The sequence below is a fragment of the Chloracidobacterium sp. genome (assembly GCA_025057975.1).
Classification (GTDB): domain Bacteria; phylum Acidobacteriota; class Blastocatellia; order Chloracidobacteriales; family Chloracidobacteriaceae; genus Chloracidobacterium.
Window position 1 is genome coordinate 126,046 of sequence record JANWUV010000003.1, and the last position, 26,440, is coordinate 152,485.

The window sequence follows — 26,440 nt, forward strand, 5'->3', positions numbered from 1 at the left end:
CTCACCGGTTTGTTCGCGCGCTGCTACAGGCGCTTGAACAGCAAGCCGCCGTTGGTGCCGCCGAACCCGGCTGCATTAGACAGCACATAGTTGAGCGTCGCCGGACGCGGCTCATTTGGCGTGTAATCCAGGTCGCATTCAGGATCGGGCGTCTCATAGTTAATGGTCGGCGGAATCACCTGCCGCGCTACTGCTAGCGCACTGTAGCAGGCCTCAATCCCGCCCGCCGCGCCAAGCGTGTGACCGGTCATAGACTTCGTGGAGCTGACGGCCAGCCGGTAGGCATGTTCCCCGAACGCCCGCTTGATGGCGATGGTTTCAAATTTGTCGTTGTACGGCGTTGAAGTGCCGTGCGCATTGATGTAATCCACTTGTTCCGGGGCGACGCCAGCGTCCCGGAGAGTAGCAAGCATCATCCGGTACAGACCGTCGCCCTCCGGCGCCGGCGCGGTAATGTGGTAAGCGTCGCCGCTTGTGCCATAACCGACTAACTCGGCGTACATCGTCGCCCCACGCGCGATGGCATGCTCATAGGCCTCAAGCACCAAGATGCCTGCGCCTTCGCCCAGCAAAAAACCATCTCGATGCGCATCAAAGGGGCGCGAGGCGCGTTGTGGATCATCGTTGCGGGTGGACATCGCCTTTGCAGCCGAAAAGCCGCTGACGCCCATCGGCGTAATGGCGCCTTCCGTCCCACCGCACACCATGACATCGGCTTCGCCGCGCTGAATGATGCGGAACGCCTCGCCGATGGCGTGGACACCGGCCGCACAAGCCGTCGCTGTGGCGCCGTTTGGCCCCTGCAGGCCATGCCGGATCGAAATGTAACCCGCAGCCATGTTGACCAGAAAAGCAATCATGAAGTACGGCGAGATATGCCGCGGGCCATTGTCCAGCAGGCGAGCGTGTTCACGCTCGATGACGTTGAAGCCGCCGATGCCGCTGCTGACATAAACGCCGCACCGTCGGCGGTCAATTCGGGATAAATCCAGCCGACTGTCCGCCAACGCCTCTTCGGCGGCGGCGACAGCGTAGTGGATGTACGGAGCGGTTCGTTTGACCTCACGCGCATCGAAGTACTGGCGCGGATCAAAGTTCTTGACTTCCGCCGCGAAACGAACGTCATAACCGCTCGCGTCGAAGCGGGTGATCGGCCCGGCCCCGGAACGACCAGCCATCAACGCCTGCCAGTTTTCCTCACGTGTGTTGCCAATCGGCGTGACAAGACCAATGCCGGTCACAACGACACGTCTTTTTTTCAGGGGGGGTGTGTTCATACCTGCCTAAAAGGTCGAAAACAGCCGCACGCCTTACACCTTGCTTTGGCAAGGCGCGCGGGAAACGACTAAAAGCCCAACAGCCGTCCCAGCGTTTGCGGACCGGGGTTGAAAAGTAGAGCAGCGTCGCCGATCCTGACCGTTGGGACGACGCGCCGGCCGCCGCTCCACCGTATGATCTGCTCCGGTGCGCCGGCAGTGTTTTCAATATCAATCTTTTCGTAAGCCGCCCCGATGGCGTCGAGATAGCCTTCAAGGCGACGGCAATCGGGACACCAAGTCGCGCTGTAAACCGTAACAGGCTGACTAGTCAACGGCGTACCGACACCCGGCGCATAGGCCGGCGCTAACGTGTCAGGCTTCGCTCGGAAAAACAGCGCACGGATTTTTTCGCCGATGCGTACGATGGGAAACGCCTCTGAGGCTTGTTCCGTCCAGTCGGCCGTTGCGCGGCGCGCCGCTTCATCCTCGGCGACATTAATAACCTGGCACTCAACCTGAAGTCCAAGAAAGAACGCCTGGAGTTGACCGACTTCAGCTGTGTGTGTCCCGTCGTCGTATATGTAAGCTGGTTCATCAAGCATGCCGGTTTGTTCACCTTTTGGTTGCTTGCACCACGAACGGTGGTCTCGTGATTTGAAATCGTTGACGCACAACAAGGACGAAGCCTAACATCGCAGAGCACGCTCAGCGTTTCATTCCTTTTGCGCGCCGCGAGGTTCGAGTATGGCGTACTCTTCCGAAGGTCGAAAAACTGTATATACCGTCGAGACGCCACGCGGAAAGGTTTTCATTCCCGACAAGTTGTACTTCAAAATCGGCGAAGTGTGCGAAATTGTTGGCGTTGAGCCGCATGTTCTCCGCTACTGGGAGCAGGAATTTCCGCAACTCGCGCCGCAGAAGAGCCCCGCTGGACAGCGTTTATATCGGCGTAAAGATGTTGAAATCGCCCTGCGCATCAAGTCCCTACGAGAAGACGAAGGCTTTACCATCGCTGGCGCTAAGAAACGGCTGTCGGCGGAACGCGCCGCCGCCAACCGACTGAAAGTTGTTCCGATGGAGCGTCCAGCCGAGGCAGGAGGCGCTGTCCCGTCCGGCGAAGCCGCAACGGAAACGCCGCCAGCGTTGCCCCCGGCTGAAGTCCTTGCGACGCTGCGGCGGGTTCGCGCCGGTTTGGAAGAGATTCTGGCGCTGCTGCGTACTGAGGCTAGTTAGACCCACCCTCAGAGGCACATTGGTTGACCCCGTGCCTTACCACCGCTGGAGTCGGATGTTTCGCCTTTACAAAAAACATCAGCTTCCCATCTCGGAACAAAGTAAGGGTTGTGGTAGAGCGCGCCCCTCTTGTCGAGAGCCTGACGACAGGGCTTGACGCCGGCCGGGCGCACAGTTCGCCTCGCCCGGCAGGGCTGTGAAGCCCTTTTGAGCGCCGCTTCGTTTTTGGTTGTTTCCGAAGCAATTCCCCCTTCGCCGTCAGGCGCAAAGGACGCCCTGCCTGTTTACCACCGTCTGGGGTAAAGGTCGCGTCGCCAGGGGCTGATAGCGTGCGCTAGCAGCATCAGCGCTGCGTAGAGGACAATCCCAAACGCGACGCCCACCATCAGCCCGTATCCGCCAATGACGGCGGCGTTGCGTAGGATAAACTTCCAACCAATCAGGCACAGCGCCACAAGCGGAATGAAGCCAAGACAAATAAACCCGGTCGTTTCCCCCAGCGACCAGTTGCGTGCCTGCGGGTTGGGCGCGCTTTGTTTACGGAGAAACTTCACCCCCAGCATGCCCAGCGTACACACCAGCGCAACGGCGACAAGGTAGAGAAACCACTTGTCGCCGACGACTTGCCACTCACTGTCGCTAGTATCGCTGACAAAGTACTGAATGAGTACCTCCGGCAGCCCGCGCCGCAGCTGTTCCATCAACCAATCGGCTTCCAACCCTGCCATACCCAAACGTCCTCGCCACGACCAATGAAAGCCTCCATGCTACTTTGGCCCAACGGCAAGATAAACGTCGGCGACGAATTGCTTCCCAATCGGCGACCGTTCCCAAGACCCTTGCCATGTCGCCAGCAGGTTGTATGTTCGATTCGCCTGCGCGATGGTGCGGTCGTCGCGGGTGTTCCAAGCTTCAAGCCAGGCCGGCAGCCGTTTCTTAGGATTTAAGCGCCCTGTTAGGCGAAAAATGCGCCACGCTGGTTTTTTGGTTTTGCTTTCCCACTGTGGCTGGAGTGAGGCGATCACAAGGCCATTTTTCATTGTGACCTGAAGGTCAGTCAGTAGAGGATAGCCTATGCCCGGCGCTTCCTGCGCCGGGTAAACCGGCGTAACGTCCCAATCAAGCATCTCCGCCAACTGAACAGCGTCAGCCGCGCTAAGCGCCGCTTCTGACCAAGCCGGGCGGATGGCGATGAGCAACCGGCGGTTCTTGTCGGGGCCAATCTGAATGTTGAAGGTTGGCGGCGCATCCGCCCGCTTATGCTTGACGCGCGCCACGCGCGGCCCGAGTCCTTCTCCGGCTTCATCGCCCTTCACCTCGACTTCCGGTGGGCCTGAGGTGAAACACGCCGACAACGGCAGTTCATGAACTTCCGGCTTGCTTTCCAGTTTGGTCAGCTCACGGCGTAAACGGGCGACGTTGTCGTTGTGCCGAACACCGTCGCTGGAAAAGACAATCAGGTAAAACGGCCGCCAAGTAGCTTTATCCTCTTCCGATTGGTAGGTAACAACGGTTGAGCGGTCAACTTCGGAGTACACCTTGCCGTTGAACTGACTGCGGACGCCGAAAACGGTTGCCTGCCACGGCGGACGACCGTCTGCGCCGTCGAGCAGCTTGAGGCATTCGTCCCGGAAGTTTGTGGCGAGCGTCGAGCCAAGCGACTGTACGCCGTCCGTCACAAGAATGTGCATGCGCGGCGGCGGCCCAGTGCGCTTGCCTTCAAGGTTGACGCTAAAGGTACGGACAGCCGCAGCCAAGTCGGTCTCCGGTAACGTGTAAAAGTCCTCCCTGTCGGGAGACGGCGCAAGCGCTTCCCAAGGCTTCGGCGGGTCGACTGTTCCGCCGACTTTCCGAAACTGGATGCGCATCTTTGGCTCGCACAGCGGTCCAACCTCGGTCAGCAGCCGCAGGGTCTCGCGGTAGGCGCTGGCGCCCTTAGGGTTGACGTAGCCGCGCATACTGGCGCTGCCGTCAAGATAAACAATCAGGTCATCGCTGGCAGGAGCGGCAGTGGGCGGTGAGCAGGCTGATCGGTCGAAGTCGGCGATTTCCTTTTTTTCAATCAGTTCCGTCCAGCGTGGCGGCGGCGTGGCGCAGCCGCCGATAAGGCAACTGGCGGCGCACAGCATCAGCGTCAACGTCAGCGAGTGCCGGCGCATCCTGCCGGCCATGCGGTTGGAACTTCGACGCCCGTCAAACAAAACCATTCTTCCCAAATATACCCACGCTCCGGTTTTTTGCAGACACCAGCGAGACATATACCGCCCGCCCAAACGGCGCAAGGCGTTCCGTCACAAGTGGTTTGCGATACGCATGGCGCTTTGGCGCGTTCTGTCTTCCAACCCGACTCTTCCCAATCCCCAATGAGACAACCGCCGGTCACCTGTTTTAATAGGCTGTTGCTAGGCTAGTGCGTCTTCCGGGACCCTGTAGTGAGGGGTTAGCCCGCCAAACCGTTGACGCACTTCACACTGGGGCGTCGCCGCACTCAAGCAAGCGGAAACGCTTCAGCGGCCAGAGTCTGTGAACACGGCGCTTTGGGGTAAGGTGCAGTTGCCGCTGAGGACAACACGGCCATGACACCTAGCTTGGCGCATCGCCTGCTTCACAGGAACATCCCAACCAAAGCGCACGGCAAGCTAGCCTAGCTGACAAGCCATCTTAGCGCGACTTGAGCAGGTCACGGATTTCCGTCAGAAGTTTTTCTTCGGTGGTTGGTTCTGGCAGCGGGGCGGCTGGGACGGGACGGCGCAGGCGGTTGACAGTTTTCACAACCGAGAAAATTGCCGTAGCCACAATGAAAAACTGAATGACCACCTGAATGAAGTTCCCGTACCTAATGGCGACGACCGGCTCACCAGCCTTTTCCGCTGCTCGGAGCACCAACTGCGCCTCAGCGAAGTTGACGCCGCTGGTCAAGAGGCCGACCGGCGGCATTATGATGTCCTCAACAAACGACGACACAATTTTGTTGAACGCACCGCCGATGACGACGCCGACAGCCAAATCTATGACGTTGCCGCGCGAAATAAACTCCTTGAACTCTTGAAAGACGCCCATGTTCAGAAAACGCCCCCTTCGGCCGCACGCCGGTCAGGATGCAACATCGTGGAGGAGTTCGTCCGTCCGCGGTGTTGTAATGATGCGTGCGCCCTGCCGGTACGTAATGTACCGGAAAATCCACTCGGTGAGCACGCTTACCTTGTTGTTGAAGCCGACCAGCATGGCCAAGTGGACGACAAGCCAGCCAAGCCAAGCGAGAAAGCCGGTCATTCGGAGCTTGCCAATTTCCAGCACCGCCGCCGCGCGTCCAATGGTCGCCATGCTGCCCTTGTCAAAATAAACAAACGGCGGCGGCGACGGGCGTCCGCAAAGTTCCGCCGCCAGCGCCCGCGCGGCATACTTCCCCATCTGAAGCGCTGCCGGTGCCACACCCGGCACCTCGCGTCCTGCAGCGTCCGTCAAGGCGGCGATGTCCCCAATTGCAAACACTTCTGGGTGCTCCGGGAGACGAAGATCGGGCTGCACCCTGAGCCGTCCGGCGCGGTCAAGCGGTACGCCAAGCTTTCGTACCAGCGGATGGCCTTCCACGCCGGCGCACCAGATGATGTTGGCCGCCTCGATGATTTTCCCATCCGCTAATTCAACCTGCTGCGGCCCAACCCGTGTGACGCGCGCTGAGACCCGTACGTCCACGCCAAGTTGGACGAGTTTCTGGCGCGCGTATTCCGAAAGCGTCGCATGGTAGAGCGGCAACAAGCGCGGCGCGCCCTGAATGAGATAAACGCGCGCCCGTGACGTATCGATCCGCTTGAAGTCACGCTTGAGCACGCGCCGGGTCAGTTCGCCCAACGCCCCAGCCAACTCCACACCAGTTGGGCCGCCGCCGACTACGACAAAGGTCGTCAACCGCCGGACCTGCTCCGGGTCGGTACAGTTTTCCGCCTCCTCAAAGGCTGTCAGAACGCGGTTACGAATGTTGAGGGCGTCGTCAATCCCTTTCAGCCCACCTGCATAGCGCGCCCACTCGTCGTGACCGAAATAACTGGTACGCGCGCCGACCGCCAGAATAAGGTAGTCGTAGTCCAACGTGCGCCGCCGCATCATCACTCGCCGGGTGTGTAAGTCAATGTCGGTGACTTCATCCATTAGCACCGTCACGTCGCGTCGCCGGTCGAAAATTGTTCGAATCGGCTCGGCAATGTCGGACGGCGACAGGTCGGCCGTGGCGACTTGGTAAAGTAGCGGCTGAAACAAGTGGTAGTTGTTGCGGTCAACAAGGGTGATGTCGGCGAGACCTTCAGGAAAGTTTTGGCAAAAAGAAACGCCGCCAAATCCGGCCCCGATGACAACGATGCGTTTCCGTCGGCTGGTGGAGGTCGTCATCTCAAATGGCGATCATCTCCGGGGGCCGTCAGGTTGCGCGTCCTTTAGCGGCTGTGGCGACGCCGCTTGACGCCCAACCGCCTACTTCGCCACATTCGAATGAGTGATTTCAAGAGCATAGGGCGGATTGTCGCCATGGACACCCTGATGAAGGTCGCGCGCGTCTATGATTTCGACGACATTCGGATTGAGCAGATGCCACGCCCAAAGGTGGGTCCGCGCGAACTGCTGGTGCAGGTCAAAGCCAGCGGCATCTGCTCTGGCGACGTGACGCCGTGGTACATCAAACGCAAAGCCGGTCAGGTGTTAGGCCACGAACCAGCCGGCGTCGTCGCTGAAGTCGGCGCCGAGGTGACAGAGTTCCGCGTCGGCGACCCGGTTTTTGCCCACCATCACGCCCCCTGCTTTACCTGCAAAATGTGCGCCAAAGGTGAGTACGTTCAGTGCGCGACGTGGAAGGCGTCGCGTCTTGTGCCGGGCGCTGTGGCGGAATACTTTCTCGTCCCAGAAGTCAACCTGCGTGATACGCTCCGCCTGCCGGATGGAATGTCGTTCGAGGATGGGGCGCTGGTCGAACCGGCGGCCTGTTCGGTCAAAGCCATTCGCAAAGCGCGGCTGCACCCGCGTGATACGGTGCTCATCATCGGCTTGGGCGTGATGGGGCAGATGAACGTGCTGCTGGCGAAGGCGGCCGGCGTTGAGCGCGTCATCGGGGCGGATTTGGTCGAGTGGCGCTGCGCCAAGGCGCTGGCGTTTGGCGCGGACGCCGTGATCAATCCCTCCCGTGAGGACCCGGTCGAGCGACTCAGCGAACTGACCGGCGGCGCGCTCGCCGATGTGGTGATTGTCGGACCAAGCAGTGTCCGTGCGATGGAACTCGGCATCCGCTGCGCCGGTAAAGGCGCGACGGTAGTGTTCTTTATGGGGTCGTCGCCGGGCGAGATGCTGACCATCGAGCCGTTCCACTTGTATTTCAACGAAATTGACTTGGTGATGAGTTACTCGTGCGGCCCCGACGACACTCGCGCCGCGCTCAAAGCCATTGAAGACGGCGTCATCACGGCCGAAAAGCTGGTCACGCACCGCTACACGCTGGAGGAAACCGGCGTCGGTTTTCGGAAAATGGCCGAGGCGCAGGATGTTCTCAAAGCGCAGATCGTATTCCCGTAGCCTGCGGGCCGGTCATTGGTGAAACCATCACTCGCAGAGGGCTGCAATCTTGCGCCGGAGCGCCGTCAGCCGCGCCGGGTCGAAGTCGCGTTCCGGCTGAAAATCAAGTTGTTCGAGCTGCCGGAAGGCTGTCTCAAATGCTTCGGCGGCGAACCGATAAGCCTGCACCGCCTCCGACCGTTTGCCCGCCGCTTCCAGTTCGGCGGCGCGGGTCTCGGCTTCGTCTCCCAACGCCAGCCACGCTACCGGAAAGAAATCATTGCGGACGCGAATGCCTTCCAGTAGGACGGCACGGACTTCGTCGCGTTGTTCCTCGTCTTCCGCAAACAAGTGCGCCAACTCAAGGTAGGCGACCGGGTCCTTGAGTCCACGTCCCAGCGTAAGGTCGCGGTACGTCGTCGGCTTGGCAAGGCAAGCATTCTCAACCGCCGTCGTCAGCGTTTGCAACGCCTCCCGCGCCTTGGCGTGGTTGGGCGGAGGCGTCCGCTGGGTACGGGCAGTCTTGAGCAACTTCAGCGCCTGCCGGGCCTCTGGGTCGCTTAGGCCGATGGCTTCAGCCAGACGCTCCAGATGCGGCAAAGCGCGCTCCCACGCGCCGAGACGGTTATACGCCCGCGCCAAAAGCAGCCGCGCCGGAACATAATCAGGCAGGCCGGGAGCGTCCACAACCTGCGTTAGAACAAGAATGGCGTCCGCCGCGCGGTCGTTGCGCCAGTACAGTTGCGCCATCAAATACCGGCATTCAGCTGTCCGCAGCAGCAGGGCATGCCACTCGGCGAGGTCGGACGACGCCAACCGTTCCGCCGCCAGTCGCTCCCACTCGGCGGCCAACACCTGCTGCGCTTGCCGTTGGTCGGCTGAACCAACCAGACGACGGTCGTACGCCGTGCGTTCAAGCGCTTCGAGCGCCGCCCGCTTGTCAGCCGGGAGTGTTGCCTTAACGATGCGCTGCAACTCACGGCGGCGCTCCTCGGCGGCGTCCAACGCGCGGTGGAGCGCCGCCAAGGCGCGGCCAATTTGATCTTGCGCGTCAAACACCAACGCCCGTTCATAGTGCCACCGAACGCCGTTCCGCGGAATGACCGGCTCCGCCCGCAGGCTGAACAACCCCAAACCGAGCGCCACGACAAGGCTAAACAGCCGGAGGCCGTCACGGCGGCGGACGGCGCGCGTCATGGCGGCGCGCGTCATGGCTTCGCTGGCGTCGCCGCCGTCGGTAGAAAAGCGAAATACACCGCCGCCAGAATCAACAAGAACGCCACAGCGTAGTTCCAGCGCACCGGCTCGTGCAGGTACACCACCGCAAACACGACGAAGACCAACAGCGTGATGATCTCCTGTAAAATCTTGAGCTGAAACGCGGTGAACTGCCCATAGCCCCAGCGGTTCGCCGGTACTTGCAGGCAGTACTCAAACAGCGCAATCCCCCAACTCATCAGGATGACCTTCCAGAGGGCGACGCCGCGATGGCGCAGGTGACCATACCAAGCAATGGTCATGAAGAGGTTGCTGGCGACAAGAAGCAGGATTGTCCGCATAAGTCGTCACCGATGCTTGCGCGGTACGTCGGGATGTTCATTGACGAGCGGAATTTCCGGCGGTTGAATGTGGGCTTCCAACGGCGCACAAACGATGGCTTCCGTTTGACGCAGAAGGCGCTCAACATCCAGCCACGGCGTCGCCGCCGCGCCAGCCAAGAGATTGGCGCGCGCTTTGTCAAGCATGGTCTTCATTGGCTCTTCGCGTCCTTTGAGCCGATGAATATGCACGCCGCAAAGCTGAATCAACCCTTGTACAACCAGTTTCTCGCCGTCGTCGGGCAGCCGCATCCACAGGGATTCCCAGTCTTCGTGTGCGGTGTAGAACTCGCCGCAATTGAACAAGTCGGCGCCGGTGACCAAGCCAAGGCGCAGATGCGGAAACCGTTCAGCGTAGCTGGCGCCGGCTGGAATTCGGTATTCGCGGTCAAGGCTTGTCTGATAGTCGCACCAGAGAGCGACAAGTTTGACGGTTGGCAGGCTGCAGCGCAGCCAGTGCAGGATAAAGCCCGGCGAGTACGGAACAATCTGCCCCAGCTTGGGATCAGCTTCGGTGTGGGTCAGGCACTGCGCTTCCAGTCGCGCTTGCAGATGCGCCGGGGGCGTTTCCTCAAAGATCAAGCGAGTGGTGCGGTCAAGCCGCGCCGCCAGCTTTATGGCCTGCCGGTCAAGCCAGTGTAAGGCGTCGAGTGTAGGCAGAGCGAATGCTAATGACTCTGAACAACCAAATTGGGGAACGAAAGTTGGGCGCAAACGTGCGCAAAAAGCGTCCCAACTCAATGCTGAACTCATCCGGGGGCGTCACCAACACCTAACTCAGAGTCGGCGCACATGGCAGTCGGCGCGGGCGAAATGAAACACGCCCCCGGCTGCAACCGCAACCCGTTGGCGAAGTCGCGCGCCGAAACGCGCGCCCGTCCTGCAAGTTGCAGTTCGCCAACCGCCAGACAGGTTGCCTCTCCGCAGGCGACCACCAGGCGATCCGCCTCTACGCGCAGTACCGTTCCCGGCGGACGGTCATTAGTCTCTGCTCCCGCTTCAACCCACGCCCGCCAGAGCGTCACGCGCCGGTCACCCAGCAGCGTGTAGCTGCCCGGAAACGGCTGGAAAGCCCGAATCCGCGCCGCAATAACCGCTGCTGGGCGTGACCAATCAATCCAGCCGTCCTCGCGTTTGAGCAGCGGGGCGTAGGTGGCTTGAGAGGCGTCTTGCGGCCGTCGGGGCAGCGTCCCTGCTTCCAGTCGCCGCAGCGCCTCGCACAAGAGGTCGGCTCCGAGGCAGGACAGGCGTTCGCTCAGCTCGGGAGCCGTTTCGTCGCGTCCAATCCAGCATTCGGTTTGGAGCGCAATGTCGCCGGTGTCGAGACCGGCGTCCATGTACATCACCGTGACGCCGGTGACGGCTTCATCATGCGCAATCGCCCAGTTGACCGGCGCTGCGCCGCGATACTTCGGCAGCAGTGAAAAGTGGACGTTTAGGCACCCATGGCGCGGAGTCTCGAGGATGTGCGGCGGAAGGATACGTCCGTAGGCGACGACAACGCCGACATCGGCGGCAAGCGCCGCCAGCTCAGCGTGAAATTCCGGCGTCTTGATTTTGGTCGGCTGCCAAACCGGGAGACCGAGTTCCAGCGCGGCTACCTTCACCGGCGGTGGTTGTAGGCGGTGGCCGCGCCCGGCAGGGCGGTCGGGTTGTGTGACAACGGCGACGATGTCATGACCTTCCCGATGCAGCGCCCGAAGCGTTGGCACGGCTACGTCAGGCGTGCCCATGAAGATGACCCGCACGGCTGTTCAGCCTCCGTATGCTGCAAAAACAGCGCTCTCGCCGGATTTGTATTTGACAAGCGTGGGCATGAAGCGTAAACAAAGACACACAGTTGGAAAGCGGTTTGTCGTAGCCGATTTCAGTACGTCAAGCTATTTGTACGGAACTGAAGCTTTTGATGACGCGGCCGCCGTCACGCTGGAGTCAGTGAGCGGGGCGGTGAGTCGCACACCAGTAACCTGTTATGCCGTACACCGGCATGACCGAGTCAACTCATACGAGGGTGTATCTGATGAACGACATTTCCTCTTCATCATCAACGCCGAATGAGCGTCCGCGACGGCGGTCGGGTTGGCGACGCTTGTTGCCGCTGACGGTGGCGGCGACGGTGTTTGTCGCCTGCGTAGCGCTGACCTTCCGCGTTCCGACGACGCGCGCGGCCGGTCGGGCGCAATGGAAGGCCGGGAAGTTCACCGTGGAAACGCTGCGCGAACTGTCCATTCCCGGTAATCGCGTCAAGCTGCTGGTAGCATCCGATGCACCGGTAACCGAGAGCCTGCGCGGGTCTAAGCTCATTAGCGAATATGAGAGTTTCCGCGTCTTTGAAGTTTCTGCATCGGAAGCGGCGCGACTGGCGAATGAGCCGGGCGTGACGCAACGCAATGACTTCAACTCGATTTACCTCAACGCTGTAGAAATCAACACAACTTCAGCCGCGGCGCAGTCTTTACGGCAGGAGCAAGCCTTGGTGGACGGCGTCGGAATGCGCTTGGTGCAGTTTGCCGGGCCCATCCAGCCCGCCTGGGTGCGCATGCTGGAAGCGACGGGCGTGCAGATTGTGACCTACGTGCCGAGTAATGCGTACTTAGTCTATGGGAACGCAAAGGCATTCGCGGCGCTCAACAATCTGGCGCAACGGACGGAGGCGCTCCAGTGGGATGGTCCCTACTACGGGTTGTTCAAGATTCACCCGTCGGCGCTGCCAGGTAGCAAGCAGTTCATTGACACGAACGGGGAGTACCAGATTCAGCTTTTCAACGACCAGCAAGGCAACCGAGGGACGTTTGACCTGCTGCGCAGCATCGGCGCGCGGCAGATTGGGGAGACAGAGGCGTGGGGGCCATATGTCAACCTCATCGTCAAGATGTCGCCGGACAACCTGATGGACGTGGCGAATCGTCCCGACGTGGTCTCAATTCACCCGAACGTCGAAGTCAAAAAGCTCGACGAGCGGCAGAATATGATTGTCGCGGGGAACATCACGGGCAACACCCCGAACCCCGGCAACTACTTCACGTTGCTAGCGAACTGGGGCTTCACGCAGGCGCAGTTCAATGCATCTGGATTCATTGTGGATGTGACGGATGATGGGGCTGACCGAAATCCGCCCCCCGGCGACCCCGGAACGATTCCGTTGAATTCGAACGCCGGTCCTGTCCCAACACGGCATTTCTGTTTGCGTGAGAGCGGTAACTTCACCGGCGCGTCGAGGTTTATTTACAAGGGCTTGTGGGGGACAAGCGTTGGTAGCGACGGTGGAGAGGGTCGGAGCGGCCACGGTCAGCTCAATATGAGTATTGTGGGCGGCTTTGTGCCGGATTCGTTCGATCCGGGTGGGACGCGGATTCATCGTGACCCGGACGGCTTCCGGTACGGTTTAGGCGTCGCCCCGTTTGTGCGGATGGCGAACTCGGTGATTTTCGACCCGAACTTCACGTTCCCGAACTTCAGCAACATGCTGGATGCGAGCTACGGCAGCGGGGCGCGGATTACAAGCAACAGCTGGGGCGCGGCAACTGCTGGAGCGTATAACGTCAATTCGCAGACCTACGACGCGCGGACGCGCGATGCGCAGCCGTCGGTTGCTGGCAACCAGCAGTTGGCGATGGTGTTTGCAGCTGGCAACAGCGGCCCCGGAGCACAAACAGTGGGTGCGCCAGCGACGGCGAAGAACGTCATCGCGGTCGGCGCGGCGGAGAATGTGCATTCCCATTCGAGCGCGAACGGTGGGAATAACGCCGCCGGCAATGACGGGTGCGGCATCCCGGACACCGGCGCGGATAGCGCCAACGATATGATTTCATTTTCGAGCCGTGGGCCATGCCAAGACGGGCGGCAGAAACCCGACATTGTAGCGCCGGGGACGCACGTAACGGGGATGGCGTACATGGCCCCTGGTTCTGACCCGACGACGCCGCCGAACAATACCGGGATACCTGATCCCGGTTTCCGAGCGGACGGTGTGTGCGCGCTGCCGGGAAGCGGGTCACCCGGCAGCCCGAACAACTACTTCCCGTTCACGACGGGGCAGCGGTGGTGGACAACCTCGTCCGGGACGAGCCACTCCTGTCCGGCGGTGGCCGGCGGAGCGGCGCTGGTGTACCAGCAGTTCATCAACAACCCGTCGTACATTGGCGCGCACCGGACACCGCCCGGATCTGCGCCGCCGAGTCCAGCGATGCTAAAGGCGTACCTGATGAACACAACGCGATATATGACGGGCGTCGGCGCGGGCGGCACGCTCTGGTCGAACAGCCAAGGGATGGGGATGATGAACCTCAGCACGGCGTTCAACGGCGTGCAGCGAATCATTCGTGACCAAGTGCCGGCGGATCGGTTTACGGCGACCGGGCAGGAACGTGTCTTTACTGGGACGGTGGTGAATCCGGCGGCACCGTTTCGGGTGACGCTGGCGTGGACGGACCCGCCGGGTCCGACGACAGGTAACGCTTATATCAACGACTTGGACTTGGAAGTGACGGTGGGCGGCAATACCTACCGTGGGAACGTGTTCAGCGGCGCGAACTCGGTACCGGGCGGCACAGCCGATTTCCGCAACAATGTAGAAAGCGTGTTTTTGCCGGCCGGGGTGAGTGGGAACTTCATCGTCCGAGTGCGGGCGACCAACATCGCCGGGCAAGCCGATCCGACCATTTCGGGCAACAACCAAGACTTCGCGCTGGTGGTGCACAACGGACAACCGGCGACGATACCGGTGATTACTGGTGTGAGCGCGGTGATTGTATCAGAGAGTTGCTCCCCGCCGAACGGACGCCCTGATCCGGGCGAGACGGTGACGGTGAACGTGACGCTGCGCAACGACGGGACGGCGGCGACGAATGGGGACCTGATTGCGACGCTGACGCCGACGGGCGGCGTCGGTTCGATTGGCGGAACAAACCCGCAGAACTACGGGACGCTGGCCATCGGCGCAAGTGCGACGCGGGCGTACACCTACACGGTGAGCGCAACCTGCGGCAGCACGTTGACGATGACGCTGAACTTGGCGGACGGGAGCGGCAGCCTTGGAACGGCGGCATTCTCCTTCCAAGTCGGTGTGCCGAACAATGTTCTGACGCAGAATTTCGACACGGTGACGCCGCCGGCGCTGCCACCGGGTTGGACGGCGGCCAATGCGTCGGGGCCGGCACCGTTGTGGGTGACATCGAGCGTGACGCCGGACACGCCGCCAAACTGTGCGTTTGTAGATGACCCGAACGTGGTGAGCGACAAGCGGCTGGATACACCGCCGATTACCTTGACGACGAGTCAGGCGCAGCTGACCTTCCGCAACTCCTACAATCTTGAGAACGGGTTTGACGGCGGGGTGCTGGAAATCAGCATCAATGGCGCGCCGTTCCAAGACATTTTGTCGGCCGGCGGGAGCTTTGTGACTGGCGGCTACAATGGTACCCTCAGTACATGTTGCGGAAACCCGATTGGCGGGCGGCAGGCGTGGACTGGAAACTCCGGCGGGTACATCACGACGACGGTGAACCTACCGGGCAGTGGCACCCGCACGGTGGTCTTGCGCTTCCGCATGGGGAGTGACTCAAGCGTCGCAGGCGTCGGCTGGCGGATTGACACGCTGGTGGTGCAGGACGGCTTCAACTGCTGTGGCGCGGTGCTGACGCCAAACGTCATCTTCTCCAGCCAGACGACGAGTGAAGTGCCGGGAACGCTCAACAGCGACGGCGACGGTTTCTTTGAGCCGTGCGAGCGACTGCAGTCGTCGATTACAGTAACAAACGTCGGTGGCGCGACGGCGACGACGGCGACGGTGACGATCACGACGACAACGCCGAACGTGACCATTCTGACCGGGACGACGCCGAACCTCGGACCGATTGCGCCGGGCGGTACTGCGACGGGGACGGTGACATTCCGATTGGAGCCGAACTTCGTGCCGGGTACGCCGGTGAACATCAATGTGTCGGTGGCGTTCGGGCCGGGCGGGCCGAGTCCCAGCACGTCGAGCTACACAGTGTCGACGGGTTGCCCAGTGATACCGGGCGGTACATTCACCTTCTCCAACACGGCGCCGATTACAATCCCGTCGTCAGGCCCAGCAATACCCTATCCATCCACTATCACCGTCAGTGGCGTCACCGCCCAGATCACAAAGGTGACGGTGACGATCAATAACTTCAACCACACGTGGCCAAGTGACGTGGGCGTGCTGCTGCGTGGTCCCGGCGGTCAGATTTGCGTGCTGTTCAACAACGCGATTGGCGGAGCAGGCGGTGTGACAGGCCGGACGTACACGTTTGACCAAACGGCTGCGTCGCCATTGCCGGCGACGGGCTTCCCGCCGAGCGGGACATACCGGCCGGGTGACTACGGTGGGGCGCGGAACTTCCAGCCGCCGTTGCCGCCGCCGCCCTACAACAGCAACCTGAATATCTTCAATGGTTTGTCTGGGGCGAGCGTCAACGGGACATGGGAACTCTATGTCCGTGACTTTGTCAGCGGGGACTCTGGCAGCATCAACGGCGGGTGGTCCATCACCATCGAGACAGGCACTCCCAACTGCTTCACGACGGCGTGCTTGACGAATGTCAACCCGCAGGTGCAGTTGCTGATGTATCCGTCGGGTTATGCTGCGTTGTTGGGTTGTCCGGGCTATCCCTTCCGGTACATCCTGACCGGACAGTTGACCAACACGGGCACAAACACGCTGTCGAACATTGCCATTCAGGTGAAGGGACTTGGCTATCCTGACCTGAGCAATCCAAACAACGTCATTCTAGCGTCGCCGAATCCGCATCGGTTGGCGTCGGCGGATGACTACGTTGGGCCGTGTGCCTTCAGCGGCGGACAAGCTGGCTCACTTCAGACGACGCTGAACGGTAAGCCGCCCATCGGCAGCGACACGCCGATTGGGACGCTGAATCCGGGGCAGATTGGATCGGTCTTCTTCCGCATCCATACGCCGAACACCCAACCGATTCGGTTCCTCGTGGATGTGTTGGCGATTGTCGGCCCCGGCCCGACATCGGCTGAAAACGCCGATGCGGAGCGGCAAGTCATCGGCACGATGGCAATAGACGTGATTCCCGATGCGAACGGGAAGCTAACGGCGCGTGTGGTCAGCTATGAACCGGCGACGCCGCAGGCGAAGGCCGCCGAGCCGACGGTTGCGCCGACTCGGACGCTTCCCGCCGCGACGCCGGGACGGCGACGCTAAACCTCCAATAGCCGGTGAAGTCCGGCGCAGCCTTGGCGGTCACGCTCTACGCGGGCGTGACCGCTTTTTTGCCTGTGCTAACGCAGCAAGGTAAGTTGCCGCTTTGCCTCTAGGCGGCTTCATCCGGCGCGATGCGTCCGCTTTCCGCCCAAGTGTACAAAGCACAGGTTCGTCCGTGAAGCTCCAAGTTGTTCAAAGTCCTTGAGCCTCACCGGCAAGTTGTGTGGCTTGTGCCGCTCGGTGCAGCGCGCCGTTGTTACGTAGCCATCCAAAACATGCCTGCCAAGGCGTTTGCCTAACAGGATGGCTTTCGCCATACTCATCCCCGCCTTATGCCTCGCTTCGATTAACGCTGACCAGCGGCGCGGTCGCGACTCGGCACAATGATGAAACGCCAAGCAAGCTTTCTCGTTGTGATTCTTCTGCTCCTGCTCGGCTTACCCACCATCGCCCATCAGCCCAAACCCAACGCGCAAGGCGCGGCTAAAGCCTACCCGCCGCCCAAGCTCGATCCCCGCGAAAAACATCTGGCTAACCTGCGTCAACTTACCTTCGGCGGCGAAAATGCCGAAGCCTACTTTTCATTTGACGGCCGCCGCCTTGTCTTCCAGTCCACCCGTGACGGCCGCGCTTGCGACCAAATCTACGTCATGGACGTGACCGGCGCGCGCCAGCGAATGGTCAGTACGGGCTTTGGACGAACGACCTGCGCCTACTTTCTCCGGGACGGCCAGCACATTATCTACGCTTCAACCCATCTGGCGCAGCGAGAATGCCCGCCGCGACCCGATTTCTCGCGTGGTTACGTCTGGGCGCTCTATCCGACCTACGACATTTTCAAAGCGAGTCTGGACGGCAAACGACTGATTCGACTAACTGATTCACCCGGCTACGATGCCGAGGCCACCGTCTCGCCCGACGGCCGCCGCATTGTGTTCACCTCCGACCGCTCCGGCGATTTGGAGCTGTACGTCATGGACACCGACGGGAAAAACGTCCGCCAGTTGACCAACACGCCCGGTTACGATGGTGGAGCATTTTTCTCGCATGACGGGAAGAAAATCGTCTGGCGGGCCAGTCGTCCCGAAGGACAGGAACTTGAGGAATACCGGGCGCTGTTGAAAGAACATCTCATTCGCCCGTCGCGGCTGGATATTTATGTGATGGATGCGGATGGCTCGAACATCCGCCGCCTAACTAATAACGGCAAGGCCAACTTCGCGCCGTTTTTCACGCCCGACGACCAAAAGGTGATTTTCGCCTCCAATATGGACGACCCACGTGGGCGCAACTTCGATCTCTACCTCATCAATCTGGACGGCACAGGGTTAGAGCGCGTCACCTATCATGAAACCTTCGATGGCTTCCCGATGTTTTCGCCGGACGGCAAGAAACTTGTTTTTGCCTCGAATCGCAACGGACGTGCGATGGGCGAAACCAACATCTTCATCGCGGACTGGATACCATAGCTGCGAACTTTCAACTGGTCAGACGGGCGTCAAGGGCGTCCAGCGAGGCCTGCAAACGGGAAATGTCCCGGTCGGACTTGAACGCCGGCGCACGCGGCGGCACCGGACGGTGCGCCGGAGCCGACAACGGAATACGCCGTCCCGGGCGCACCAACATGACGCCATGCCGGGCAAAAATTGGCGCGTACTCGTCGAAATGTTCCGCCAAATGCGCCATCACTGTATCGTTGCCGTGCCGGGCAATTGGGATGCGCGCCTCGTAGTCCATGATGTTGTAGAAAAACATTCGGTAGTCATCCATGCGTGGCTCAATGATGATGATGTCCACGTCCGGGTGCAGCCGCTTATACCGCTCAAGCCCTAGTTCGATTCGCGAATGCAGCAGCACGCGCAGCATTTGCCACGCAATGTACCCGAAACCCTTCTCACGTAAGTAGCGCCCCTTGCCTTCAAACAGTGGAACAGCCTCGCGGTCAATATCGTTGCGCAGCGGTACGACCGGGTTGATGCACACAATCAGTTTTGCGCCCTTGGCGATGGCAATGTCAATGTGCAACGTTTTGCGCATTGCGCCATCCACATAGTCGCGCCGCCCAATGCGGACAGGACGGTAAAACAACGGGATGGCGGTGGACGCCTGCACGGCTTTGGAAATCGGCACGTGGTCATGGCCCTCGTCGCCGAACACCACACGGTCGCCAGTATCCAGTTCCGTGGCGACAACGTAGAGCGTTCGGCGCAGTTGTCGGAAGTCATTCGTCCGACCGAGTTGATGGAAACTGTTGCGGAGGTAGCTTTCTACCCGATCGTTAACAAACAGGCCCGACGGCAGAACTTCATCAAAGACGCTCACATACGGGTTGCCACCCAGCGTCGCCTTCCGCAGCTTTTTCAGAGCGTTCAGGGTCAGGGTACGCGGAAGCATCAGCGCTCGTTCAAAGAACTCTCCAAAGTTTGGGCGAAACACATCCCACTTGGGGAATGGCGGAATTGGCGCATCTGGGTCCTGCCGTAGCGCGGCGAACATCGCTTCCGGGGTGACGCCGTTGGCAAGAAACGACCCGACAAACGCCCCTGCCGACAAGCCGATGATCATGTCGAAGTCGGCGATGGTGAACGCTTCGCTAAGGTACTGGTCAAGCGCATGAAGCGCCCCAATCTCATAGACGACGCCAGTGATGCCGCCGCCCGCCAAAATGAGCGCCGTCTTACTGCGATTCAACGGTGATTTGGAGTTGGGCATGGCGTGTCTGTGCGAGCAAGCCAAGAAAGCGAGGGAAAACTCAGCCGGCGTGCAGCTTTTGCACAAGCAGGCGGCGGCGCTGGACAGCGCCAACCAGGCGCCGGCTTCAGCTAAGACAAAGCAATCCGCTGACTGTAGAAGTCGTAAATGCGGTTTAGGCGCTTAAGTTCGCGCTCGTAGATCGTATCCGTAAGCGACTGAATGTTTTTGACCGGCCGCAAAGCGTTGTAGCCCCGCTCAAGCATGTCCACAATGTTGTCGCGTGACATTGTGAACATATGGGCTGTCAAGCGCGCCGTCTTGAGAATCATGCCGATAAAGCGGTACTGGCACAATGAATGGGTGAAATGGAAGCACTCTACGATGAGGTCAAGCTGCTCGATTCGCGCATCGTAGTTGTTGCACCGGTAGTACGCTTCATCGTACTGCTCTTGAGAAATGTTCCGCCTGACGCCCATCTTTTCGAGCGTGACCACCATCAAGTTGTCCAGCGCATCGGACAACTCATAGAGGTCAAGCAGGCGAATCAGACCGTGAAAGAACCGTTCGCCCAGCGCGTTGCGGAAATAGTTTGAAATTTGCTCAAAACTGCGGTTGCGCTCTTCAAAGTCGCGCGGCGCGTAAATGTCCTGCACGAAGAACTCACATAGCGGCCCGTATTCTTTTGAGTTATAGAGGTCACTAAAGTTGCGTTTGAGCTGTTTGACCTGAAAATCTTGGAGTTCGCGTTTGAGCGCAAGGTTGACGGCGGTTTTCGCCGAAGCTTTCTTGGGCATGGATGGCGTCTAGGGACGACACAGCAAAGGTGATGCGTGGCAAGCAGCCGCGCCCTACGTCATTATACTTCGTCGAAACTAAGCCGGAACAGGGTGGAACGCTTAGGCGGAACGGGTGGGGCAGAGGCTTTCCCGTGTTTTACCGCCACGCGCCTTGTCAGAATGAATCATAGACAACAAACGACGTGGGTCGGTTGCGGCGGTACGTCGTGGCGACGTTGCCGCCGCTGCGGTCTGTGGTTGGGCGTGGTTTTCCTCCTGCTAAACGGTGGATTCGCCGCCCAAGCGCCGCCGGCGACGGGCTTGACCATCAGCGGCGTGGTCGTCGCCGAGTCCGGCGCTCCGCTGGCGGACGCCAAGGTAATGTGTACGAGCCCGACCGCCCCTGTGGCCTCCCTGCTGACGGGGACGGACGGCAGATTCACCTTCACCGTTCCGCGTGTCGGCAAATACACCATCACCGCCACCGCGAATGGCTATCGGCCGCAGACACAGGCCGTCAGCTTGAGTCGTCCCGACGAGATCGTCAGCGATCTGAAGCTCCAACTGTCCCCTAGCTCGCTGCGGGTCGTCGCGCGCAGTGAGCGCACCAATGTGAATCTCAGCGGTGCAGTCGTGACGGCGCGGCTGAAGGACACGGCGCGGCGTGAAGTCACCGCTCTGCGCGCGCTCGAAGGCCGCCGGGGTGAGTACTTCTTCGGACGCATGGAGGCGGGCGTTTACGAGGTCACGGCCGTCGTCACCGGCTACGAAGCTAAAACGGTCGAGGTCGTCGTTCCCGGCGAGCGGACGACGCTGGAAGTCACCCTTCTGTTGAACCGCGTATCCACCATTCCCATCGGCGTGCGCAGCTTGGATCGTTCATTCGTTGCGCCGCGCTTACCCTCCAATGACGTGCAGACTGTGTTTTGCGACGCCGATGGAAGCGTGTGGTTTGGGACGACCGCCGGCGTCTGCCGCTTTGACGGACAAGCGTCCCAGTCGTCTGAAACGCCGGAGTCGTTTCTTGCTCCCCTCGTCGGGAAATCCGTGACGGCGCTGGCGCGGACAACCGACGGTGTGCTGTGGTTCGGAACGCCTGACGGACTGGCGTTTCTGCCGTCGGGAATGACGACGGTGTCGTTTCTCTCCGAATCGGCGCGTGATGTGACCTGCCTATTGGCGGGTGTAGGCGGCGAGCTTTGGGTCGGGACGGCGAGCGGGCTGTACCGCTACTGGCCGGCCTCCACTCAGTGGCAACCGGTCGCTGACATTGGCGCGACGCGGATCGCCGACCTCCACACGTTGCCTGACGGCGGCGTGGCGGCGGCGACTGCCCGCGGACTGTTCCGGTGGCGGCCAGGGCAAGGCTGGGAACGGCTGACCCCGACCGCCGTCGGCGAGGCGGCCGTACACGGCGTCGCTGCCGATCCGCAGTCGCCGACGCTCTGGTGTACGACTTCCGCTGGGCTGTGCACGGTGACCCCAGACGGCCACCTTGTCGCTGTGCCGGGCGCTTTGTCGCAACGTCCGCTGGGAGCCTGTCGAGTGGATGGGGAAGGGCGCGTCTGGTGCGCCCGCGCCGACGGGCAGGGCGTCATTGTTTATGACCCCCACCGCAACGAGGCGGCGGAATTGCTAACTGACGCCGCCGTGGTGGGTGTGACCTGCGACCTTGACCACAACCTCTGGTTCGCCACGGACAAGGGTGCTTTCCGGCACGATGTCTATAGCTTCGTCGTCTTTGACACAAGTCGTGGCTTGCCGGACAGCGATGTGTACGCTGTAGCGCCCGCCGCTGAACCGGGCCGTCTCTGGGTTGGGACGGCGCGCGGCGTCTATGCCTTCGACGGCGTACGCTTTCAGAGTCCGCATCCCGACCTAGCCAAACTGACGGTTCGCGCGCTGCTGGCGGCGGACGATCGCCTGTGGGTTGGGGCGGAAAACGGCCTCTGGTTGTGGGACGGTGCAGCTGTTCGCGCCGTCACAGCCGACGACCGTTCCCTGACGCGGGTGCGGTCGTTGCTGCTGGACGCTGCGCGCCAAACGCTCTGGGTCGTCACAGCTAAGATGCTGTTCAAACTCAACGCCGTGACGCTAAAGCCGGACGGCGAAGCCATTCCGCTGGACGGCGAAGTGCGGACGGCGACGCTTGCCCGCTCCGGCGCGGTGTGGCTGGCCACTAACGACGGCGCGTACCGCTATGAGCCAGAAACGGCTGAACTCGTGGTCATCGGCGATACGCGCGGACTGGAGAACCTCGATGTGCGCGCCGTTGTTGAACAGCCCCAGAGCGGCCGCTTTTGGCTAGCGACGGGACGGGGGATTGAAACCTTCGACGGCGTGAACTTTGTCTCCGACAGTTTTCAGACGGCGGTGCAGGGCGGCGACGTACAAGCCCTGTACGTCGAGCAGAACGCCATGGAAGCCTTTCTGTGGGTCGCGTTGGGTGACGGCAGCCTGCGCAAATTTCTGCTGGACGAGGAAGGTGTGGCGCAGACCTACCGGCGGGATCGGTATGATCTCGGTGGTCTGCGTCTGCGCGGCGTTGTGAAAACGCCGGACGGCGCCCTCTGGCTCGCCACCGACGCCGGGCTGGTGCGGCATCGCCCCAACCTGCGTCCGCCCGTCGTGGACATTCGCCTAGAAGCCGACGGAGCAGAGATCCCGTCGGCGAGGGAAGCGTCACTGCGCGCTGGCTTCCATCGGTTGAAATTTCGCTTTACAGCTGTCAGTCAGACCGGCCCGGTGACGTACTTTTACCGCCTCGTCGGGCGCGACGCTGACTGGCGACGCATTACGCCGGAGCGCACAGCGACGACGCCGACCGAGTACGCTGTCAGCGGCCTGCCCGCCGGCGAACACGTCTTTGAAGTGCGGGCACTGAGTCGTGACCTGTACGGGCGGACGGCCGCCGTTCGGCGCTACGTCGTGCGGATTGACGCCCCGTTTTACCTGCGGGGCTGGTTCTGGGCCGTCTGCGCTTTAGTCATGACGGGCGGCGGCACAGGCGTCTGGCTTATGCAGCGTGCGCGCAGCCGGGAATACGTCCTGCCGCCGGCGCTGCGCAAATTCACGCCCATCGGACGCAATCCCTACGTCGTCGGCAACCCGATTCGCTCCCAAGCCATGTTTTTCGGCCGCGAGGATGATTTCCAGTACGTCGTGCGGAAGCTCGAGGCGACGCCGCAGGGACTGGTTATCGTTTTTTGCGGCGAGCGACGTACGGGAAAAAGTTCTATCCTCTACCAGATGGCGAACGGCCGGTTGGGTGAAGCATTTACGCCGGTCTTCATAGACATGCAGGAAATGCTGGTTCGCAGCGATGGAGAATTTTTCAACCGCGTCGCCCGTCTCATCGGCGAAGCCGTGACCAAACAAACGTCTGCGCCGTGGGAACCACCTGATTTCACAGGCGAGCCGAACCCGTATGACCGTTTCCGAGCATTCATTGAAGCGACGCTCGACCGGATCGGCGACCGGCAACTGGTGTGGCTGGTAGACGAGTATGAGTTGTTTGAGACGAAGGTGGAAGACGGCAAACTGTCGCGTGATCTCGTGCCGTTTCTGGCGAGTTTGCTGGATCGTTATGCACGTCTGTCGTTTGTGTTTACCGGCTCGCGGCGGCTGGAAGACCGAGATCGGCGCTTCTGGCGCGACTTGTTGCGGCGGTCACTGTTTCGGAAGGTGTCCTACCTGACGCCTAACGACACACGGCGGCTCATTACGGAACCGGTCAGAGACTGCGTCGTGTACGGTCGGGGCGTGGTGGATGCCATCGTGCGGTTGACGGCCGGACAGCCGTTTTACACGCAGGTGCTCTGCCAAAACATAGTTGATTTTCTCAATGAGCAGAAACGGCACTACGTGCTGCGGGCGGATGTCGTCGCCATTGTTGAGGAGGTCGTCAACAACCCGCTCCCGCAGATGATGTATTTTTGGGACGGTCTGAGTGACGATGAAAAACTGGTGCTGGCGCTGATGGCCGATGTGCTGCTGGACGAAGCCGACGTTGTCACGGCCGAACGTTTGGCCACGCGCATTGCGGAAGCGGGCTACCCTGTCACGCTGTCCGAGACGACGATTCGGCTGACGCTGGAAGAGTTGTTTCGCAACGAGGTGCTTGAAAAGTATGGCGATGACACTTTCGCTTACCGAGTGGATTTGCTGCGTCACTGGATTCGGCGCAGTCACAGCGTCTGGCAAGTCGTAGGCGAAGTGCGCTCGCGGTAGGTTATACGGCGCGATGCGGCTGTGTCTTTGGCTTGTTGTGTTTGGGGCAGCGGCTTACGCGCAGGATACCAGCGTGGCGTAGCAGGCGGAGGTGGTTTTCCCGCAGTTCGGCAAGACCGTCGTCCGCGTGCTGGAGGGAGAGGACCAAGCGCCGACGCTTGAAATTGCGTCGCCCGAAGCGCGGTGGCCAACGGCGCGTTTTGTGATGAGGCGCGACCACATAGCGATCCCATAGCAGGCTATGCATTTGGAACAACCTTCACTTTTGCGCGGTTTTGGATACTGAATGTCGCCGGCTTTCCGCAGCCCCTTATTGCCTGGGTCGCTGTCGCGCTAGGCGGCTCCGGGCATAGTTTTGAACTGGAGCTCATCGGCGTCGTCGGGGGAAAGTTTGCGCGGCTTTCCAAGAGACGCCTTGTGACCTCCAACCTTGGCGGTTTTCACGTCGGCACGCTCAGTGACGGACGGATTAAAGTTGTGGTGTGGGACTTCATCTGGGCCGACAACGAAGCACATTATGAACCGCACCGCTATGAACTTGAGTTCTACGGCGTGAACCCAAGGACAAAGCGATTGTTCCTGATACAGCGACAGCGCTCGGCCAAAAAGTATGACGAGATTGATCGTGGGAAGGGCGCGGCGCGGGAGTTCGGGCTGCAGGTGCATAACCTGCTCGATGACATACCGGAGTTCAAGGCGTTTGTTAGCCCGGATGAGAGAGACGAGGAAGACGAGCCATCCCACCAGACTTGATCATCACCAAAAAAACGCCCGGCCGCATCACTGGCGGCCGGGCGCATCACGTCGGAAACAAATCGCTGATTCAGGATGACGACTGGCGGAACTTGTCCATCGGGAAGTTCACGCCAAGGACGGACGGATCGCCGTTGCACAGCGACTTGACAATGTACTCGTATAGGTAGTTGGACTCGGCCCGCACCTGCGGGTCGGCGCGCTCCTCATAGGTCTTGATGCTGTTGTCGAACTCCTTCTTGAGCAAGTCGTACAGGTTTTTCTGCGCGATACCCTGCTCGATTTTCTGCGGATTGTAGATTTTGATGTCGCTAACAATCGTGCGCGCCACGCGCTGCGCTATCTTGTGCAGCTCTTCACTAGCTTTGAACTTGGTCGGCGGTGTGGGTGCGGGAGGCGAGCCCAGGGGCACGGTTTGGCCGCCCGGCGGTATAAAGTAAGCCGGAATTTCGGTTTCACTGGTTGCTGGCGTAGCCGGTGTCGGGTCAGGCGCATTATTGACATCAAACTCCGGCAACGGCTGCGCTTGGAGTTGAGCTTCCATAGCCCGGCGAGCTTCTTCAGCGCGACGGGCTTCTTCCGCTGCGAGGCGGGCGGCTTCCTCGGCGCGGCGCTGCTCTTCCAGTCGGCGCTGTTCCTCGGCACGCCGCCGTTCTTCAGCGCGACGGGCTTCTTCGGCCGCGAGGCGAGCGGCTTCTTCCTGAGCGCGACGTTGTTCTTCGAGTCGCCGCTGTTCTTCAGCGCGACGGGCTTCTTCCGCTGCGAGGCGGGCGGCTTCCTCAGCGCGGCGCTGCTCTTCCAGTCGGCGCTGTTCCTCAGCGCGGCGCGCTTCTTCCTCAGCCCGCCGTTGTGCCTCCAGCCGCCGCTGTTCTTCCAGACGACGTTGTTCTTCGAGTCGCCGTTGCTCTTCAGCGCGGCGCGCTTCTTCCGCCGCTCGTTGCTGAGCTTCCGCGACACGCGCCGCTTCCTGCGCAGCGCTTGGTTTTTCCAACGCCGGCGGCGAGCCGCCCATCAGCCCCAAACCTGCGGCGTCTTCGGTTTTCTTACCTTTGAGGAAAAGGAAGGCGGCTGCGCCGACGATACCGATGACGACGATCGCCAAGCCAATTGCAACGTAAGTGTCCACCGAACAAGCTCCTTATGGGTGTCTCTCGGTCGGTGCGGCAC

The 26,440-nt window shown here is 60.8% G+C and carries 21 protein-coding genes; 7 read left to right on the forward strand and 14 right to left on the reverse strand.

What is annotated here, in order from left to right; all coding sequences use genetic code 11:
* Positions 1-23: 23 nt before the first annotated feature.
* Positions 24-1,277, reverse strand: a complete 1,254-nt coding sequence (gene fabF / locus NZ585_03580) for a beta-ketoacyl-ACP synthase II (protein MCS7079115.1) — start codon at positions 1,275-1,277, stop codon at positions 24-26.
* A gap of 68 nt (positions 1,278-1,345) precedes the next feature.
* Positions 1,346-1,861 (reverse strand): hypothetical protein, encoded by a 516-nt coding sequence (locus NZ585_03585; protein MCS7079116.1) that lies wholly within the window; start codon positions 1,859-1,861, stop codon positions 1,346-1,348.
* A gap of 142 nt (positions 1,862-2,003) precedes the next feature.
* Here NZ585_03585 and NZ585_03590 point away from each other — a divergent pair, with 142 nt between their 5' ends.
* Positions 2,004-2,492 (forward strand): MerR family transcriptional regulator, encoded by a 489-nt coding sequence (locus NZ585_03590; GenBank protein ID MCS7079117.1) that lies wholly within the window; start codon positions 2,004-2,006, stop codon positions 2,490-2,492.
* A gap of 284 nt (positions 2,493-2,776) precedes the next feature.
* Here the strand turns inward: NZ585_03590 and NZ585_03595 are convergent, their stop codons facing one another.
* The 4 genes from NZ585_03595 to NZ585_03610 all read right to left on the reverse strand — a co-directional run bounded on the left by NZ585_03595 (position 2,777) and on the right by NZ585_03610 (position 6,878).
* A complete protein-coding gene (locus NZ585_03595; GenBank protein MCS7079118.1) occupies positions 2,777-3,220 on the reverse strand; it encodes a hypothetical protein in 444 nt (147 codons plus the stop codon).
* A gap of 39 nt (positions 3,221-3,259) precedes the next feature.
* Positions 3,260-4,663: a hypothetical protein gene (locus NZ585_03600; protein ID MCS7079119.1), complete on the reverse strand. Its 1,404-nt coding sequence runs from the start codon at positions 4,661-4,663 to the stop codon at positions 3,260-3,262.
* 490 nt (positions 4,664-5,153) lie between these two features.
* Positions 5,154-5,552 (reverse strand): large-conductance mechanosensitive channel protein MscL, encoded by a 399-nt coding sequence (gene mscL, locus NZ585_03605; GenBank protein ID MCS7079120.1) that lies wholly within the window; start codon positions 5,550-5,552, stop codon positions 5,154-5,156.
* Between the two features lie 33 nt (positions 5,553-5,585).
* Entirely contained in the window at positions 5,586-6,878 is a 1,293-nt protein-coding gene (locus NZ585_03610; GenBank protein MCS7079121.1) for an NAD(P)/FAD-dependent oxidoreductase, read from the reverse strand.
* 135 nt (positions 6,879-7,013) lie between these two features.
* Here NZ585_03610 and NZ585_03615 point away from each other — a divergent pair, with 135 nt between their 5' ends.
* Positions 7,014-8,048 carry an alcohol dehydrogenase catalytic domain-containing protein gene (locus NZ585_03615; protein ID MCS7079122.1) on the forward strand — a complete coding sequence of 345 codons (1,035 nt, stop codon included), beginning with the start codon at positions 7,014-7,016 and terminating at the stop codon, positions 8,046-8,048.
* 27 nt (positions 8,049-8,075) lie between these two features.
* On the opposite strand, the gene NZ585_03620 is transcribed toward NZ585_03615, so the two are convergent.
* The 4 genes from NZ585_03620 to fmt are packed head-to-tail and all read right to left on the reverse strand — an operon-like array spanning position 8,076 to position 11,358.
* Complete coding sequence (locus NZ585_03620) at positions 8,076-9,239, reverse strand: hypothetical protein (GenBank protein MCS7079123.1); 1,164 nt, start codon at positions 9,237-9,239, stop codon at positions 8,076-8,078.
* Entirely contained in the window at positions 9,236-9,586 is a 351-nt protein-coding gene (locus tag NZ585_03625) for a DMT family protein (protein ID MCS7079124.1), read from the reverse strand. The genes NZ585_03620 and NZ585_03625 overlap by 4 nt, the downstream gene beginning before the upstream one ends.
* A gap of 6 nt (positions 9,587-9,592) precedes the next feature.
* On the reverse strand, positions 9,593-10,378 hold the full coding sequence (locus NZ585_03630) for a DUF309 domain-containing protein (protein ID MCS7079125.1): 786 nt from the start codon (positions 10,376-10,378) through the stop codon (positions 9,593-9,595).
* Positions 10,375-11,358, reverse strand: a complete 984-nt coding sequence (gene fmt / locus NZ585_03635; GenBank protein MCS7079126.1) for a methionyl-tRNA formyltransferase — start codon at positions 11,356-11,358, stop codon at positions 10,375-10,377. Before fmt ends, NZ585_03630 begins: the two co-directional genes overlap by 4 nt.
* A gap of 82 nt (positions 11,359-11,440) precedes the next feature.
* Here fmt and NZ585_03640 point away from each other — a divergent pair, with 82 nt between their 5' ends.
* Both NZ585_03640 and NZ585_03645 read left to right on the forward strand, forming a co-directional pair.
* Positions 11,441-11,683 (forward strand): hypothetical protein, encoded by a 243-nt coding sequence (locus NZ585_03640; protein MCS7079127.1) that lies wholly within the window; start codon positions 11,441-11,443, stop codon positions 11,681-11,683.
* A complete protein-coding gene (locus NZ585_03645; protein MCS7079128.1) occupies positions 11,646-16,820 on the forward strand; it encodes a S8 family serine peptidase in 5,175 nt (1,724 codons plus the stop codon). The genes NZ585_03640 and NZ585_03645 overlap by 38 nt, the downstream gene beginning before the upstream one ends.
* A 119-nt stretch (positions 16,821-16,939) precedes the next feature.
* Here NZ585_03645 and NZ585_03650 read toward each other — a convergent pair whose 3' ends face one another.
* Positions 16,940-17,137, reverse strand: a complete 198-nt coding sequence (locus tag NZ585_03650) for a hypothetical protein (GenBank protein MCS7079129.1) — start codon at positions 17,135-17,137, stop codon at positions 16,940-16,942.
* Between the two features lie 96 nt (positions 17,138-17,233).
* Here NZ585_03650 and NZ585_03655 point away from each other — a divergent pair, with 96 nt between their 5' ends.
* The gene (locus NZ585_03655) at positions 17,234-18,289 is read left to right on the forward strand and encodes a hypothetical protein (GenBank protein ID MCS7079130.1); all 1,056 of its coding nucleotides are present in this window, start codon (positions 17,234-17,236) and stop codon (positions 18,287-18,289) included.
* Between the two features lie 10 nt (positions 18,290-18,299).
* Here the strand turns inward: NZ585_03655 and NZ585_03660 are convergent, their stop codons facing one another.
* On the reverse strand, positions 18,300-19,532 hold the full coding sequence (locus NZ585_03660; GenBank protein ID MCS7079131.1) for a patatin-like phospholipase family protein: 1,233 nt from the start codon (positions 19,530-19,532) through the stop codon (positions 18,300-18,302).
* A gap of 110 nt (positions 19,533-19,642) precedes the next feature.
* Complete coding sequence (locus NZ585_03665) at positions 19,643-20,308, reverse strand: hypothetical protein (GenBank protein MCS7079132.1); 666 nt, start codon at positions 20,306-20,308, stop codon at positions 19,643-19,645.
* 162 nt (positions 20,309-20,470) lie between these two features.
* Here NZ585_03665 and NZ585_03670 point away from each other — a divergent pair, with 162 nt between their 5' ends.
* Positions 20,471-24,520 (forward strand): carboxypeptidase regulatory-like domain-containing protein, encoded by a 4,050-nt coding sequence (locus tag NZ585_03670; GenBank protein ID MCS7079133.1) that lies wholly within the window; start codon positions 20,471-20,473, stop codon positions 24,518-24,520.
* A gap of 417 nt (positions 24,521-24,937) precedes the next feature.
* A complete protein-coding gene (locus NZ585_03675) occupies positions 24,938-25,273 on the forward strand; it encodes a hypothetical protein (protein MCS7079134.1) in 336 nt (111 codons plus the stop codon).
* A gap of 70 nt (positions 25,274-25,343) precedes the next feature.
* Here NZ585_03675 and NZ585_03680 read toward each other — a convergent pair whose 3' ends face one another.
* Positions 25,344-26,399, reverse strand: a complete 1,056-nt coding sequence (locus NZ585_03680; protein MCS7079135.1) for a hypothetical protein — start codon at positions 26,397-26,399, stop codon at positions 25,344-25,346.
* Positions 26,400-26,440: the final 41 nt, after the last annotated feature.